A 16047-nucleotide genomic window follows, 5' to 3' on the forward strand; every position below is an offset into this window, starting at 1 on the left:
TTTGAGGGCCGCTTCCGTTAGGCGCACCCCTTTGCGCGTGACGGTGCGGGCCCGGTCGCGCGCATTGGACATCGTCCAAGCTGGTGACCGAATGGGCGCACCGATCAGCCAAACATGGGGACATCCCTAAATAGGATTCCGGCCAATCCGGATGTGGCGCCGGAGGTAGCGGCCAGAGCCTGTCTCGAACGGCCTCGGCCACGCGCGCGAACGCGTGAGCTGCCCGGTGGAGCGAAGCCGGAGGCGAGCGGAACCGGGCAGATCGCGAAGCGATGCCGCGTTCGCCAAGGCTCGGTCACGTAGCGAGCCGCTAGGCGAGCGCAGTGGGCCGGGACTTCGAAAACACCCCCTAGGCGACGGCGGCCTCGTCGTCCCGGTCGGCCAGGAGCCGGGCCAGCCGCTCCCTTTCCATGAACGCCCAGTCCTCCGGGTCGTCCTCCCAGTCGACGCGCTCGTCGATGTCGAGGCCGGCCATGAACTCCTCGTGGAGGCCGGACGGGTTCTGCCGGACCGGGTCGGAGAACTGCCACACCTCCACCGCGGCCCTCAGGTCGCCGCGATCGGCCAGCAGGTCGGCGAGCCGCCGCGTCGTCGGCGCGGCGTCGCCGTAGGCGCGGCCCCATACGTCCAGTGCGGCTGCCAGGTCGCCGTGCTTCGCCAGTAGCTCGCCCAGGCGTCCGGCCGCGTTCCGGTCGCCGGCCTCCGCTCGGGCGCGCAGCTCAACGATCTCGTCCTGGTTCGGTACGTCACCGTTTGTCCGAATTTCCATTACCGGTCACCTCTTCCGGGGGCAGCAAGGGCGCTGGCAAGGAACAGCCGCTTCGGGAAAGTAACCATTCCAGAGAGCCTCAAACCGCTTCCGACCGGGCAGTCGCCGGGACGCCCTCCCGATTCCTGGAGGACGCTCGCGCGGTCGCCGCCGTTTCACGGGGCATGCCGGACCTCCGCCGACGATCGGCAGGGCGCGCAACGCGAACCGGGGTATTCGCTCGCTTTGGAACGGGCCCGCCGGTGCCGCGCCGCCGCGCGGCGGACATGGACTTCCTCGCCCTCCATCAGTTTCGCCGGGCGGCGTCCCGGGCCGGCCCGGCCTCTTGATGTCACCGAGCGCGCGTATTTCCGGTCGCGTTCTCCGGCGACTCGGAAGGGCGGTCGTGAGATTCTCTGCCGAAGTCGCGCCGTTTCCAGGGGCGTTCCCGATGCGATGTGGAGTCGCCGGCGGCCGAGTTCCACGAGGCATGCCTATAAGGAACCCGCGCCGTCCGTCGAAAGCGTGACCGGCGCATGACCTGCGCTGATCATCTGGGTGAAGGACGCGGGCGTCCCGGAGTCACCGGCCGAACATGCCGCCCCGCGGTCGCCGGTGCGTTCCCCGGGGCCGCTTCGGGACCCCGGCGGGCAGCCGGCGGCGGCCGAGGCGCAGCTGCGTCAGCAGCAGCGAGAACGCCACCAGCAGCGCCGCCAGCCACGCGATCTGCGTGCTGGCCATCCGCTCGAACGTCAGATCCTGCGCGACGGGAGCCTGGTTGCCCTGGAGCCGGCTCTGCGGCGCCCCCGCGGCGGGGTCCGCGCTGGGCGCGACGGACGGGCTGGGCGCCTGGATGGACGGCAGCGCCACCTGCGGGTTCTGCGGCTCGAACGAGGAGTTGGGCGACGTCTGCACGGACCCGCCCGTCCCCCCGCCGTTGCCGGTCCCGTTCCCGGAGGAGCCGCTTCCCCCGCCGGACCCGCCGTGCGACGTCCCCGAGGACGAGGTCCGCGACGCCGTGGGCGACGGCGTGGTGGGCTTGCGCGACGGCGACTTCGTGGGCGTCTTCGTAGGCGTGGGGGTCGGGGTGGGCGTCTTCGTGGGCGGCTTCGCCGGGACGACGTACTTGAACGTCGTGCTCCCGGTCGCGGGGGAGAGGTCGGTCGCGTCGACGGTCACGATGATCGTGTAGACCGTCGTTTCCTCCGGCCCCTCCTTCGGGACCGTCACGTGCGACCTGACGGGCGCGCCGCTCTTCCCGGCGGCGAGGTCGCCGACGGCACACCCCGCCGACTCGAACGGCGCGCCGCAGTCACCGGTCACCGTCGTGCCCTTGAGGGTCGCCGTGACGTTGGTGACCTTGATGTTCGCGATGTCGCCGCCGACGGCCGTGACCGTCGTCGTGACGTCGAGCGAGTCACCGGGATCCAGCTTCGCCGCCGTCGAGGCGACGTTCACCTGGAGCCTGCCCGTCGCGGGGGACGCGGGATCCGACCCAGAGGGGGAGGGCGTGGCCTCGGCCACCGCGGACGCGCCGCCGGCGGCGAGGATGGCCGCCGTGCCGAGCCCAACAAAGATCGGTTTCACCGTCGCTCGGCAGATCACTGCCGCCGCACCTCCGTCGCGTCGCCGTTGAGCGCTTCCGTCCGAGGGATCGCCTCGGCACACATGCGAACACGGATCCAAGGGCCAAATCAACCCCGCTCGGGTCAGACGTACTCCTCCCGGACGTCCTCGATCTCTGACCCGGGCGCCCACGCCTGCCAGATGCCCTGGTCGACGCGGTCGAGCCCGAGACCCTCGGCGACCGGGGCCCGCCCGCCCGCGTACTCGACCCGAACCCACGTCTCGTGCTCCCCGACGATGACGAAGCGCTCGCCGCGCCAGCGGCACGTCGTCCGGACGTAGCGGAGTTCCTCGACCTCGGACGCGGGGACGATGCGGCGGAACCGCCCCGGCCGCAGCTCCTCGAACCCGTCCGTCGGGCCGGGCGCGTACAGCCTGATCTCGCCGTCGGCGCCCGGCGCGGCCTCGAAGTCGCGGCCGAGCCACCGCGCGACGTACCCGTCCCGGATCACTGCGCGGCCTCCGTCCGTCCGTCCCACGCCTCGGCGCCGGCGTCCGGCCGCAGCCAGGCGAGCCGGTCGGGGTCGTACATCGCGATGAACCGCTCGGACCGGTCTCTGCCGATGTAGTACATCTCCGCTCCGTACGGCAGCCGTACGCTGGTCACTTTGTACTCGCGGATGGACCCGGCGCTTCCCGGCGCGAAGCCGCTCCCGGTGAACGGCGGCCGCTCGATGACCCAGCCGGCCTCGCCCCACGACGCCATCTCCTCGTCGTCACGTCCGCCGAAGGGGACGCGGTACAGGTCGGGACAGTAGGCCGGCCACCGGATGACGTACACGCCCTCGTCGTCGGAAGAGAACGAGGAGTCGGAGAACAGCAGCCCCAGCGCCTCGTAGAGCTGGGCGGGCGTCTGCAACTCGGCCACGTCGTTCGTCGAGTGGACGAAGCCGCCGACGCGGTCGTACCCCTGCTCCAGGTACCAGGAGACGTGCCCGTGCGGGACGACCTTCTGCATGATGGCGGGCGAGGCGACGCGGTCCTCGGGGTCGGACGGCACCTGCGGCACCGGTTCCCGCCGCGGCGGCGGCAGCGGAACCTCCGGCCGCGCCTGGACGAGGCCGACCCGCACCGCCCACTCGCTGAGCGACCGCACCTGGTCGCCGTGCAGCGACGCCCCGATGTGCGTCCCCGGGTTGAGCACCATGGCCCAGTCCTCCCGGGGCCACGCGCCGATCAGCTCCCGGAAGTCGGCGTACACGAACCGGGACTCCGGCAGCACCTCGCGCAACCGGACCATCGACGTGAACACCTGCACGGACACCGCGTCCCGCATCGCCGCGTCCCAGCGGAACTCGCGCTGCACCGGCATCACTTCGAGCGGCGCGTCGTCGGGGATCGGCACGAGCACGTTCGCGTTCAGCAGCACCCGCAGGAACGCGTCGGAGTCGCCGCCCGAAGCCGCCTCGTAGAGCTCCTGGTCGATCCGGTTCCCCGGCTCGAACTCGGGCTCCGGCTCGCTGACGGCACGCAGCGCCCGGCCCGCCCCCGGCTCTCCCGCGCCGTCCCCGCCTGGGACATCGCGCTCCTCCGCCTGGTCGGGGCGCGCGGCGTCTGGGGGAACCGCCGCGAGGCCGGTCGGCGCCGTTTCACCGGGCACCCTGGGGCCGCCGGTATCCGCGCCGGGCGAGCCCTGCGGTGGTGTCGGCGCGCCGACCTGGTGAGCTTCCGCTTGCCCGGGGGCGCCGGATGTGGCACCTGGAGGTTCGCTGCCCTGGGCGCCGACGCCGGCGGGGCCGGTTGCCGGAAGGCCGACCGGGGACGGGTCCGACCCGCCCGCGTGGCCGGGCGCCGCCGCCTCGTGAGGCTTGACGGCCCCAGCGACACGGCGGTCGGCGCTTTCCGGCAGCCCTGGGAGGGCGCCGCCGGGTCCGGCCCCGTGGCCAGGATCGTCGATCGCGCCCGGTGGGACGCCGGGCGTGCCCGCGAAGGGACGGCCCGCGTCGTCTCGACCACCCGGCGCGGTGTTCGGCGGCTCGCCGCCCTGGGGCCCGGGGCCGGGAAGGCCCGGCTCCATGCTGGAACCCCTGGTCACGCCCGCGTCGTCGGGAGCACCCGGCGCGGCACCGAGCGGCGGGACGCCCTGAGGCGCGGGTTCGGGAGCGGTCGCGTCGGGCGGAGCGGCGGGCGCATCCGCGAGACGGCGTCCCGCGTCGTCCGGCATGTCCGGAGCGGGGCCCGGGGCTTCGGGGCCTTGGGGCGTCGCTCCGGAAAGGCCCGGCTCCACACCACCGATGGGCGAACCGGGTGCGGCGGGGCCGGTCGAGGCGGGCGCCTCCGCGTGGTGGCCCGCGTCGTCCGCAGGGCCCGGCTTGGCGTCGAGGGCCCCGGCGTTCTCAGGCGCAGGCCCGGGAAGGCGGGGCTCCGTGACACCACCCGGCGGGGTGGTCGTGCCGACCATGTCGGCGTAGGGGTGGCCCGCTTCCTCTCCGGTCGCGCCGGTCGTGCTGGGCACGTCCGCCTGGCGGCGGCCCGCTTCCGGAAGCGCCGGTCCGCTGGTCGGCGCCTCGGAAGCCTGAGAGGGGTTCGCGGGCAGGCCCGGTTCGACCGCGCCGCCGGGCGCGGCCCCGAGGGGGTCGGAAGCCTGGGGCGCGGGCCCGTGAACGGGGGCCGGCTCCGGCCCGGGGATGTGGCCGGGATCGACGGCCGTGCTGGACGGGTCCGCGAGGTGGCGGCCCGGTTCTCCCGGTACGGGGCCCAGGGGCGCGTCGGCCGGGACGTCACCCGCCTCGGGCACGGCCGGGTGGGGGACGGGCGCCTCGCCGAAGTGCGCGGGGGGCGGAGGCACGGCCTCAGGACGGACGGGCTGCGCGGCGCCGCCGGGCGTTCCCGCGTGGTGGCGGCCCGATTCCGCGGGAGCGGGGACGGTGGGCTCGTCCACCGGCGGCGGGCCCGCGTGGCGGCCCGGACCGGCGGCGGCGGCGGGGTCGGCCGGGACGGCGGGGGCCACCGGCACCGAGGGGGCGGCCGGTGGCGGCGGCGTCGCGGCGGACGGGGGAGCGGGCGGGCCGCTGAGGGTGCGGACCTGCTCGCCCGGCATGGACGCGTCGATGGGCGTGCCCGGGTTGAGGACCAGCGTCCACGCGGCGTCCGGCCAGGCGGTGACCATCTCCAGGAGGCTCGGCATGATGAAGCGCGACGAGCCGATCGCCTCGTTCATCCACTTCAGCGACGTGAAGATCTGGATCGACGTCCGGCCGTGGACGCGGACGGGCCGCCACGGGAACTCGGGGTCGCCGGGGACGATGCCCCACGGGGTCTCGGCGTCCACGGGCACGAGCACCTGGGCGCCGAGGAGGATCTTGAAGAAGGCCTCGGTGTCGCGGCGTCGGGCGGCGTCGAACAGCCGCTGCTCGATGTCGTTCTGGGGCTCGAAGCGGTCCGTCATCCGCTGGGCGGCGCGCTGGTCGGCCCAGGTCGCGAGGCCGGGGAGCTGCTGCGCGAGAACGGTGCCGCCCGCGGGCGAGCCGGAGTTGATGGCGAGCAGCCACTCGTGGTCGGGCCAGTAGCGCAGCGCGACGGTGAACGGCAGCGCGATGTGCTCGGTGCCGGGCCCGGACGCCTCGGCCAGGCGCTCCGGGGAGGTGAAGACCGGGACGACGGTGGAGCCGTCGACCTCCCGGGTCTGCCACGGGAAGCCGGGACGTCCCGGACGCAGCGAGAAGTCCATGTCCTCCGGGACGGGCAGCAGCACGTCGGTGGCCGCCAGCGTCTGCAGGAACAGGTCGTGGTCGTTGTTCGAGGCGGCCCGCAGCAGCTCGCGCTCCACGTCGTTGGCCGGCTGGAACTCCGGGCGCGGCGCCTCGCGGGGCAGGTCGCGGTGCTGGTCGCGCAGCTCCTCCCACGGCGGGGACGCGCGGCCGACCTGCGGGGGGCGGCCGTCGCCGTCGGCGACCTGCCGGACGAACCAGGCCGGCAGCCGCGCCTCGATCGGCAGGGCGGCGGGGACGCCGCGCGCGGGCGCGTCGACGGCGAGCCACCAGCGGCTGTCCGGCCAGCTCTCGGCGATGTCGCCGAACCGGACGGTCATGAAGTGCTGGTAGGACGGCCCGAGGCACGCCCGCATCGCCGCCGCCGACGTGTAGACCAGGACGTGGACCCGGCCGTCCTCCTCCTGCGTGGGCCAGGACGGCTGCGCCTCCCCCGCGAGGACGCCGTCCACCAGCTCGGGCGGAACGGGAACGACGAGGTCGGCGTCCCCGAGGAGGCGGAAGTAGCTCTCCTGGTCGCCGGCCCGTACGGTCTCCTGCAGCCGGTGCTCCAGTTCCGACGTGGGTCGCCACGCGTCGGCCACGGTCGCCACCCCCTGTATCTAGCGTGCTCGTCCCCGCGCGACTGCCTACGCTACATGGGCGAACAGGACCAAAGAGCATAATCATCTGACTGCGCGCGAGAGTTCGCAGGTCAGAAGCTGTCAGCGCGCAGTCAACGCGGCGAGGGCGGTGAGGAGCCGGTCGATGTGCTCCTCGTCCGTCCCGATGCCGATGCTCGCGCGGACCGCGCTCCGGTCCTCGCCCAGCAGGTGCCGGACGAAGGGGTGGGCGCAGAACTTCCCGTCGCGCACGCCGACGCCGTGCTCGTCGGACAGCGTAAGCGCCACGTCCCGCGCGTTCCAGCCGTCCACGGTGAACGACACGATTCCGACGCGCGGCGCCCGCTCGCCCCACAGCGTCAGCTCCCGGACGTGGGGGAGCGCCGCCAGTCCCGACCGCAGCCGTTCCACCAGCGCCTCCTCGCGGGCGGCCAGGTCGTCCCAGGCCGGGGACAGCGTCTCGCACGCGGCGGCCAGCGCGAGGGCGCCGAGGACGTTCGGGGAGCCCGCCTCGTGCCGCTGCTCTGCGGACGGGGCCCACCGGGTCGTCTCCCCGACCGAGGCGCTGGCGCCGCCGCCTCTGAGGTAGGGCTCGGCGGCGCGCAGCCAGTCGGCACGCCCGGCGAGCACGCCCGCACCGAACGGCGCGTACAGCTTGTGCCCGGAGAACGCGACGTAGTCCAGTCCCAGAGCGGTCATGTCGAGGGGGCGGTGTGGGACGAGCTGCGCAGCGTCGACCGCGATGCGGGCGCCGTTGCGGTGCGCGACGTGCGCGAGCTCCTCGATCGGCCACAGCTCGCCGGTGACGTTGGACGCGGCGGTGACGACGAGCAGCCGCGACCCGATCGGGCACCCGCGCAGCGCGCGGTCCGCCGCCGAGAGGGCCTCGGCCGGAGTGGCGGGCGCCGGGAGGCGCACGGCGCGCTTCCACGGCAGGAGCGACGCGTGGTGCTCGCTCTCGAAGACGACGACGCTCGTCCCGGCCGGGACGGCGTGCGCGAGCAGGTTCATCGAGTCGGTGGTGTTGCGCGTGAAAACCACGGCCGAGCGCCGCCACGCGCCGAGGAACGACCGCACGGTCTCCCGCGCGTCCTCGTAGGCGGCCGTCGTGACCTGGGACGCGTACCCGGCGCCGCGGTGGACGCTGCTGTAGTACGGCAGCGCGCGGGTGACGGCCTCGTGCACCGCCTCCAGGCAGGGCGCGCTGGCCGCGTAGTCGAAGTTGGCGTAGGGGACGTGGCGGCCGTCCCGCACCGGAACCGGGACGTCCGCCCCGATGACCCGGGGAAGCGGGCGAACCCGGACCCCCTCGGGGCGCGTCACAGCAGGAGTGATGGGGGAGCGGGCGAGCAGCGTGGGCATGCCGGGACCTTCCGGGGTCAGGGACCCCGGGACGTCCGCCGGGATCCGCGCTTGCCGGAACGCGGTGCCGCGTCCGGCCAGGTCCTCACCCGGGGCACCCCATCGCGGACGAAGGGTTGCCGGCCAGCTAGCCGGGGCTTTGCGCTGGCGCTCATGACCTCATGCGGAAGTATAGGCGGAGCCGAACGGGGATCAAGGGGAGGGTGCGATGCGGTACCGGGTGGTTCGGACGCTGGCCGGCGGCGCGCTGGTGCTCGGCGCCCTCAGCGGGTGCGGGGCGCTGGGCGGTGGCAACTCCGCCCAGGTGTGCACCGACACGAAGAAGGCGTTCCAGCAGTACGTCACCCAGGTGCGCGGCGTCCCGGCGGCGGAGCCCGAGCGGTGGCGGCAGCCGACCGAGCAGCTCGCCGGGCGCCTCGACGGGCTCGCGAAGCAGGCCGACGACGCCGACCTGGGCAAGGCGCTGAAGGCTGAGGCGGGTGAACTGCGCGCCGCCGCGCAGGGGGTCGGCGACGGCGACGTCTCCCGGCTCGACAGCGTGATCAGGGAGACGCCGGCCACCATCGGCGAGGCCTGCGACTGAGCGGCCCGGCTACCCGCCGGTGCCGAGCGGCCCGTCGCCCGTCCCGCCTCCGGGATCGCCTCCGGGGTCGCCGCCGGTCCCGCCGTCGCCGTTGCCTCCGTCACCGCCGCCGCCGGGCTGCTGCGGCGGGATGATCGTCGGCAGGTCGGTGGGGGGCGTCGGGACGTCGGGCCGCTGCGTGGACGGCGGCGGCTCGACCGGCCCGCCCGTGTCCGGCGGCTGCGGGCCGGTCGGCGGGGCGTCCTGCGTCGGCCCGCCCCAGCCGCCGCCGGGCGTCATCGACGGCTCCCCGAAGGACTCGGGGTCGTAGCCCTTGATGTTCACCGCCTCCGACATGTACGAGCGCCACATCTGCGCGGGCAGCTGCCCGCCGTACGCGCCGTACCCGGGGATGTTCAGCGGCTTGCCGTCGCTGCGGAACATCGAGACCGTCGTCGCCATCTGCGGGATGAAGCCGTTGAACCAGATCGCGCGGCCCGCGTCGGTGGTGCCCGTCTTGCCGGCGACGTCGCGTCCGTCGGGAAGCTGCGCGCCGGTGCCGGTGCCGCCCTGCACGACCTTCTGCATGGCGTAGGTGGCGTCACGGGCGACCTGCTGGCTGAACGCCCGCTCGCCCTTCTCGGTGAAGGTGCGCTTGTGGTTCTCGTTGTCGGTGACCGTCTTCACCACGAACGGCGTCCGGTGCACGCCCTCGGAGGCGAACGTCGAGTACACGCCCGCCTGCTGGACGGGGTGCAGCGACACGATGCCGAGCGGGAAGGTGGCGGCGTCCCGCTGCTCGGGCTTCATCTGCGAGGCGGGGATGCCCATCTTCTCGGCCATCGCGACGATCTTCTTGTTGCCGATGTCCTGGCCGAGGTTGATGTAGGCCGTGTTGATCGAGTGCTCGGTGGCGGTCACGAGGTTGACCGTTCCGAAGTTCTCGTTGCTGTCGTTGCGGATGGGCGTGCCGTGGAAGTACTGCGGGGAGCTGCCGTCGTAGCTGGTGGACAGCGTCTTGCCGTCGTCCAGCGCGGCCGCCAGCGCGATCGGCTTGAACCCCGACCCGGCCTGCGCCCAGTCGCCGAAGGCGCTGCTCAGCGCCTCCTCCAGGTAGCCGCGGCCGCCGTAGAAGGCGAGCACCTGCCCGGTCTTCGGGTCGACCGACACCGCGCCGGTGCGGATCTTCTTGCTCATCCCGTTCGGGGCGTTGGCCGCGACGGCCTGCTTCATCGCGTCCATCAGCCGCTTGTCGAACGTCGTGGTGATCTTCAGTCCGCTGCGGTTGATCTCGTCCTCGCTGTAGCCGCGGCGCTCGGTGAGCTCCTTCTTGGCCACGTTCACCATGTAGCCGCGCTGGCCCTTGAGGACGTCGGTGATCTTCTCCTTGGCGGGGGCCGGGAAGGTCAGCGAGGCCGCCTCCGACGAGGTGAGCGCCCCGTCCCGGACCATGTTGCCGACGATCGCGCGCCAGCGCTGCTCGGAGTAGGCGCGGCGGGGGCCGGTCGGGTCGGAGAAGTTGCTCGGCTGCTGGATCGCGGCGGCGAGGTAGGCGCCCTCCGCGGGCGTCAGCTTCGAGACGTCCTTGTTGTAGTAGGCGTGCGCGGCGGCCTGCACCCCGTAGGCGTCGCGGCCGAAGTAGATGGTGTTGAGGTACTGCTCGAGGATCCAGTCCTTGTCCTTCTCCCGGCCCACCTTCAGGGAGACCATGATCTCCTTGAGCTTGCGGGTGACCGAGCGGTCCTTGCCGATGCCGCCGTAGTAGTTGCGGACCATCTGCTGCGTGATCGTCGAGCCGCCCTGCAACTGCTTGCCGGTGGCGGTGGACCACAGCGCCCGCGCCGTGCCCTGGACCGACACCCCGGGGTCGTTGTAGAAGCTGCGGTTCTCCGCGGCGATCACCGCGGCCCGGGTGCTCTCGGGGATCTTGTCGAGCTTGACCGCGTCCCGGTTCATCCCGGTCTTGGCGATCTGCGTCTTGCCGTCGGAGTAGTAGAACGTCGGGCCCTGCGCGATCGCCTGCTCCTGCGCCGACGGCACCGGCGTGAACAGGTACGCGACGCCGAACGCGACGATGCAGAACCCGATGAAGCCGAGGATCAGGAACAGCGCCCGGCGCAGGAACCGCGACCTGCGGCTGCGCGGCTTGCCGGGCCCCTTGCCCCCGCCGCGACCGCCCTGGCCCGGCCCGGAGCCGGGCGGCGGGCCCCCGGGATGGGAGCCGCGCTGGGTCGAGTCGCGCTTGGAGGCGGCGGGCATGCTCTTGGTATCTCCGGTCACCGCCCCATCGACACCATCGACCGCGGTGGCATCGCCGGACGCACCGACCTCGTTCGCCGCTCCGACCTCGTCAGAAGCGGCCCCACCGCCCGCCACGACGCCGTCGCCGGACGCGACGCCCCCAGCGGCGGCGCCGCCTTCGCCGGTCGCGGCGGCGTCTTCGGTCGTGGTGGCGTCGCCGGTCGAAACGGCGCCGTTGGACGCGGGGGCCTCGCTGGGCACCGCGGGGTTGTCAGTCGCGGTGGCGTCGCCGGTCGGGCTCGCGCCGTTGGAGGTGGGGGCGCCGGTGGGTGCGGGGAGCTCGCTGGACGTGATGACTTCTTCGGTGTCGGAGGCGGGGGCGGGGGAATCCGCGGCGGTATCGGGGGAGGTCGTGGGGTCGTCCGCGACGACGGTGTTATCCGCGGCGCGCGATTCGGGACGCTCGCCCGCGTCGCCGCTCTCTTCGCGATCCTTATCTTCGTTTCGAGATATGTCGCCCTCGTCGGCGAATTCGGCGTCACCGGCGGATTCTCCGGCGCCGGATTCGGTGTCCGCGGTCAGCGTGGCGGTCGCGGGACCGTCCGTGCCGGCCGGTGCCCCGGCCTCGGTTTCGTGCCGGTCCGCCTGGCCCGTCCCGGAGCGTTCCTCTCGCTCCGGGATCTTCTCGCTGTCGCTCACAAGCCCCCCGTGATTAATGCGTTACAGACGATACCTGAGGGAATCCGTGCGCCGACCGCCCAATGCGCATCCGCGTCTCCCAAAGGAGGACGGGCAATCCGCCTCTCCGGTTGTCGTGACGGATGTCGCAGTGGGCGGTCTTTCGAGAAAAGCCGAGCGGCGGGGACCCGACCGGGTGCCCCGCCGCTCCCGCGCACGACCGCGCCTCGGTCAGCTCACTTGTAGACCTTCGCGAGGATGTCCACCACGAAGACCAGGGTGTCGTCGCCCTTGATCTTGGGCGGACTGCCCTTCTTGCCGTAGCCCTCGTCCGGCGGCAGGACGAGCAGCACGCGGCTGCCGACCTTCGCGCCGGTGAGCCCCTTGTCGAATCCCGGGATGGTCTGCCCCAGGCCGATCGGGAACGTCGCGGGCTGCTTGTTGTCCCAGCTGGAGTCGAACTTGTCGCCGGACTTCCAGATCTTGCCGGTGTAGTTGACGACCGCCTCGTCGCCCTTGGCCAGCGCGGGCCCGTTGCCGGCGACGAGCGTCTTGGCCTGGAGCTTCTTGGGCGCGTCCTTGTCCGGGACCGTCACCTTGGGCTCCTTGCCGGCGCCCTGGTCCTCGACCTTGGGAAGCGACTTGTCGTCCAGCTTCTGCGCGGTGCCCTGCGGCTGCTGGCTCTTCGGGACGACCGCCTGGACGTCCATGATGAACAGGATCGCGTCCTTGTCGGTGATCTGCTGCGGGCTCAGCTGGGTGAGCTCCTTGGACGGCGGGAGCTGCATGACGAGCCGGCTGCCGGCCGACTTGCCGACGAGGCTCTTGTCGATGTCCTTGAGACCGCTCTTGCCGATGACGAGGTGCATCGGGCCGCCGCCGCCCTGCTGCTGCTGGCCCTCCTCGTAGGAGGAGCGGACCTTCTCGCTGGAGCTCTTCACCCGCGAGTTCTCCTCGTCCTTGTCCTTCGACCACTTGTAGGTCGCGAACTGGACGTAGACGGTGTCGCCCTCGGCGGCCACGGGGCCGCCGCCCTTGATCGGGGTGCTGACCTTGAGCGTCTTGGTCGGCTCCAGCTTCTTCGGGATCTCGACCTTGGGCTCGGCGGCGAACTTGCCGGTCACCTCGACCTTCGGGCCGGGACGGCTGACCCACCAGTACACCCCGCCGGAGACCGCGAGCGCGACGACCACGATCCCCGCGATCATCATCAGCCGGCGCTTCTTGGCCTCCTTGGCGGTCAGCGCCGACGGCCGGTTCAGCCCGCTGCCGCGGCCGGCGCTGATGCCGTGCGGGGTGAACTCGGGGCTGCGGATGCTCTGGGCGTTCGGGATCTTCGCCTTCGCCTTGACCGCCGGCTTGCCCCGGGGCTTGTCATCCTCGGACATGTTTCCTCACTTGCTCCGGGTTCGACGACACCACAACCGTGACCACCCTTCCAGGGCCGGGCTAAGCACAGCGTGAAAACCGGGTAAAGGAGGCCGACCCGCAATCTACCGGTCACGTACGAGGAGCGGTGTCATCTGGCAGGGGACAGGGGAAGGCGTCAGGATATCCCCGCCGGACGTGTGGCACACGCCTCCACGCCGCCGGGAACGGCGGGCCGGGACGTTCAGAGCCATCCGCGGCGCTGGGCGACGATCGCTGCTTGGAAGCGGCTCGTGGTGCCGAGGAGGGCGAGCAGTTCGCTGACCCGGCGGGCGTAGGTGCGCGCCGACAGACCGAGGCGGGTGGCGGCGGCGTGGTCGGGGAGGCCGTCCCGCATGCAGGCCAGGATCGGGGCCAGGTGGGCCGGCGGCCGGTCCGGTTCGCGGTCGGGGACGAGGTCGTCGCCGGACGTCCAGGAGTTGTGGTGCGTCCGGGTCAGTGCCCTGACCACCGCGGGGTCGCGGATGACGAGCATGCCGTTGTAGAACACGTCCAGATCGAGCGGGATGACGGCCGTCGTGCGGTCGAACACGGCCAGGCGGAAGGGGATCTGCTCGATGAGCCGTGCCTGGCCGCCGTTGCGCCACTGGATGGTGTCCAGGTCGGTGTCATGGGCCAGGCCCTGCGGAGACGTGATCTGGCGGAGGGTGGGAACCTGGGCGGCGGCCTGGCGGACGCAGGCGGCCGCGTGCCGGAGCATGCGCTCGGGCACGCCCTGGCTGACGCAGCTAGAGGGGTCGTCGAAGGTCAGCAGTTCCTGGCGGGTGGCGCCGGCCAGGCGTGCGACCACGGCGCCCACCTTGGGCGGATCCACGCGCTGGGTCGGGGGCCGCAGGCCTCGGGCCGCATAGAAACCGGCTTCTTCCAAGGCCTGGCTCACGGCTTCGCGCTCGGCGGCGCGTCGCGGAAGCCGCGGCGTTCCGTCGCCTGACCGTGTCACCTGGCGGCCCCCCTCCGGCATCGCGTCGAGGCGTCCCTTCGGCATTGACGGTTCAACCGCTGGCATCTCTACGCCATGAGATTGTCCACTCACTCTAGGTAGCCGGAATATGGAGGGCAAGGGCGATGCCGCGCCCGTCCCCACGACGGGCCGGGCCGCCCGCGTCCGCACTCCAGGTGAGGGTCGACCATGATGAAGATCGTCAGCGCTGTGGCCGTCGTGATCGCCGCGATTCCGGCGACGCCCGCCATGGCCTCCCACGCGCCCGCCGCACCGGCCGCCGGGCGGGCCGCCGTCCCGGCACGCGCCGCCGACATCGGCGGTGACTTCACCGAGCCCGGCGTCAGGATCCGCGCGACTCCGCGGCTCAACGGATACGTCCGCGGGCTCGGCAACCCCGGCGACGGCTACACCTGGAACGGCGGCCAGAGTTTCGCCGACCCGGTGACCTGCCCGAACGGCGACGTCAAGGACCACTGGACCTACGTGATCAACGACAGGACCAGGGTCGAGGGCTACGTCTCGGACTGCTTCATCAGGGAGCGGCCGTGACCCGCCGCCGCCACGAACCGCAAGGAGCGCTCATGCCCCTGCTCGGAAAGATCGTTCTCGCCGCCTCCGCGGCCGCCGCCACCGCGGCGGGCGCGGTCCTGACGGCACCCGCCGCCACGGCCTCGGCCAGTCCGTGGTGGGCGCTGCGCACGGTGCAGCAGGAGGACGCGGTCGGCACGCTGTGGTACCACCCGGGTAGCAGATCGTGGCACGCCGACATCCGCGACGCCCCCGTCGGCTCCGAGGTCTCGGGCCAGGAGGAGCACGGCTTCCGAGGAGCGCGCGCGACCGTTCCCATGGGGGCCTCGTCGGTCAACACCGCGGACTGGTTCGGGGGCGGCTCGTTCCGGGTCTGTGTCCAACTACCTGCCCGCCCCCAGGCCTGCTCGACCTACGCCAACCCCGAAGCCCGGAAGAGGAGCGCGGGCCCGGCGAACGCGGCCCCGTACAGGGCCGTCGCCTCTCGCGGGGAGCCTTACACCGACTTCCGGGTTCCCGGCGTGGTCATCTGGGACAACCCGCTGAACACCGCCGGCCGTGTCGGGCTCGGCTATCCGGGCCAGAAGTTCGACGCGATCCGCGGCAGCGGCCCCTGGGACTACTACCGGTGTGACAACGGGGTGACCAGCAACTTCTGGATCTACGGGCGGAACGTGGCCACCGGCGTCGTCGGCTGGGTTCCCGACTGCAACCTGACCCCGTAGGTCCGCGGGTGGCAGGCTTGGAGGATGCGCCTCGCGACGTGGAACGTCAATTCCGTCAAGGCACGCCTTCCCCGCCTTCTCACCTGGCTGGACGAGACGAAGCCGGACGTGGTCTGCCTCCAGGAGACCAAATGCCGCGCGGACCTCTTTCCGGCCGCGGAGGTCGAGGAGCTCGGGTACGCCACCGCCGCGCACGGTGACGGGCGGTGGAACGGTGTCGCCGTCCTCTCGCGGGTCGGCATCGAGGACGTCTCGAACGGCTTTCCGGGCGAGCCCGCCTACGCGGGTGAGGCGGGGGCCGAAGGCGAGGACGAGCAGATGGAGTTGAACGAGCCCGTCCTGCTGGCGCCCGAGGCCCGGGCGATCGGCGCCACCTGCGGCGGCGTCCGGGTCTGGTCGCTGTACGCGCCGAACGGCCGCACCCCGGAATCGGCCCACTACGCCTACAAGCTCGCGTGGTTCGCGGCCCTCCGCGACGCCCTCGCGGAGGAACTCGCCGCGGGGGCGCCGCTGGTCGCCTGCGGCGACTACAACGTCGCCCCCACCGACGAGGACGTCTGGGACCCGGCCGTCTTCGTCGACTCCACGCACGTCACGCCCCCCGAACGGCAGGCGCTCGCCGACCTGCGGGCCCTCGGCCTCCGCGACGTCGTCCCGACGATCGAGAAGGGGCCCCACCCCTACACGTACTGGGATTACCGGGCCGGCGCGTTCCACAAGAACATGGGCATGCGCATCGACCTGTTCTACGCGAACGAGGACGTCGCCGGACGGGTCGCCTCCGCCTACGTGGACCGGGAGGCCCGCAAGGGCAAGGGCCCGTCCGACCACGCCCCGGTCGTCGTCGACCTCGATTGACCTCGCACGTTGCGGATGACGTGGAAGGCCGCACGG

General features: G+C 72.7%; 12 protein-coding genes and 1 riboswitch. Of the genes, 4 read left to right on the forward strand and 8 right to left on the reverse strand.

What is annotated here, in order from left to right; all coding sequences use genetic code 11:
* Positions 1–349 precede the first annotated feature (349 nt).
* The 5 genes from AB0C84_RS07765 to AB0C84_RS07785 form a co-directional block, all read right to left on the reverse strand.
* Positions 350–769 (reverse strand): hypothetical protein, encoded by a 420-nt coding sequence (locus tag AB0C84_RS07765; protein ID WP_361062427.1) that lies wholly within the window; start codon positions 767–769, stop codon positions 350–352.
* 561 nt (positions 770–1330) lie between these two features.
* Positions 1331–2353 (reverse strand): hypothetical protein, encoded by a 1023-nt coding sequence (locus AB0C84_RS07770; RefSeq protein WP_361062430.1) that lies wholly within the window; start codon positions 2351–2353, stop codon positions 1331–1333.
* 104 nt (positions 2354–2457) lie between these two features.
* The gene (locus AB0C84_RS07775; protein ID WP_179846733.1) at positions 2458–2826 is read right to left on the reverse strand and encodes a hypothetical protein; all 369 of its coding nucleotides are present in this window, start codon (positions 2824–2826) and stop codon (positions 2458–2460) included.
* Positions 2823–6677, reverse strand: coding sequence for an SseB family protein (locus tag AB0C84_RS07780; protein ID WP_361062434.1), 3855 nt, complete (start codon positions 6675–6677; stop codon positions 2823–2825). The genes AB0C84_RS07775 and AB0C84_RS07780 overlap by 4 nt, the downstream gene beginning before the upstream one ends.
* Before the next feature lie 111 nt (positions 6678–6788).
* Positions 6789–8048, reverse strand: a complete 1260-nt coding sequence (locus AB0C84_RS07785) for an aminotransferase class V-fold PLP-dependent enzyme (RefSeq protein WP_361062437.1) — start codon at positions 8046–8048, stop codon at positions 6789–6791.
* Positions 8049–8090: 42 nt separating this feature from the next.
* A riboswitch (SAM riboswitch) is annotated at positions 8091–8207 on the reverse strand.
* A 49-nt stretch (positions 8208–8256) separates the two neighbouring features.
* On the opposite strand from AB0C84_RS07785, the gene AB0C84_RS07790 reads away from it, so the two are divergent.
* Positions 8257–8631 carry a hypothetical protein gene (locus AB0C84_RS07790; protein WP_361062440.1) on the forward strand — a complete coding sequence of 125 codons (375 nt, stop codon included), beginning with the start codon at positions 8257–8259 and terminating at the stop codon, positions 8629–8631.
* Between the two features lie 9 nt (positions 8632–8640).
* Here AB0C84_RS07790 and AB0C84_RS07795 read toward each other — a convergent pair whose 3' ends face one another.
* From AB0C84_RS07795 to AB0C84_RS07805, 3 genes are all read right to left on the reverse strand, one after another.
* On the reverse strand, positions 8641–11550 hold the full coding sequence (locus AB0C84_RS07795) for a transglycosylase domain-containing protein (protein ID WP_361062443.1): 2910 nt from the start codon (positions 11548–11550) through the stop codon (positions 8641–8643).
* A gap of 215 nt (positions 11551–11765) precedes the next feature.
* Entirely contained in the window at positions 11766–12917 is a 1152-nt protein-coding gene (locus tag AB0C84_RS07800) for an FKBP-type peptidyl-prolyl cis-trans isomerase (protein WP_361062446.1), read from the reverse strand.
* 224 nt (positions 12918–13141) lie between these two features.
* Positions 13142–13747 (reverse strand): hypothetical protein, encoded by a 606-nt coding sequence (locus AB0C84_RS07805; RefSeq protein WP_361062449.1) that lies wholly within the window; start codon positions 13745–13747, stop codon positions 13142–13144.
* Positions 13748–14086: 339 nt separating this feature from the next.
* Between AB0C84_RS07805 and AB0C84_RS07810 the strand changes: the two genes are divergently transcribed.
* From AB0C84_RS07810 to AB0C84_RS07820, 3 genes are read left to right on the forward strand one after another with little or no spacing between them, the layout of a single operon-like run.
* Entirely contained in the window at positions 14087–14449 is a 363-nt protein-coding gene (locus AB0C84_RS07810; protein WP_361062452.1) for a hypothetical protein, read from the forward strand.
* A 32-nt stretch (positions 14450–14481) separates the two neighbouring features.
* Positions 14482–15153 carry a hypothetical protein gene (locus tag AB0C84_RS07815; protein WP_361062455.1) on the forward strand — a complete coding sequence of 224 codons (672 nt, stop codon included), beginning with the start codon at positions 14482–14484 and terminating at the stop codon, positions 15151–15153.
* Positions 15154–15177: 24 nt separating this feature from the next.
* Complete coding sequence (locus AB0C84_RS07820) at positions 15178–16011, forward strand: exodeoxyribonuclease III (protein ID WP_361062458.1); 834 nt, start codon at positions 15178–15180, stop codon at positions 16009–16011.
* The last annotated feature ends 36 nt before the right edge of the window (positions 16012–16047 follow it).

The organism is Actinomadura sp. NPDC048955, from assembly GCF_040649435.1.
GTDB classification, from domain to species: Bacteria; Actinomycetota; Actinomycetes; order Streptosporangiales; family Streptosporangiaceae; genus Spirillospora; species Spirillospora luteofluorescens.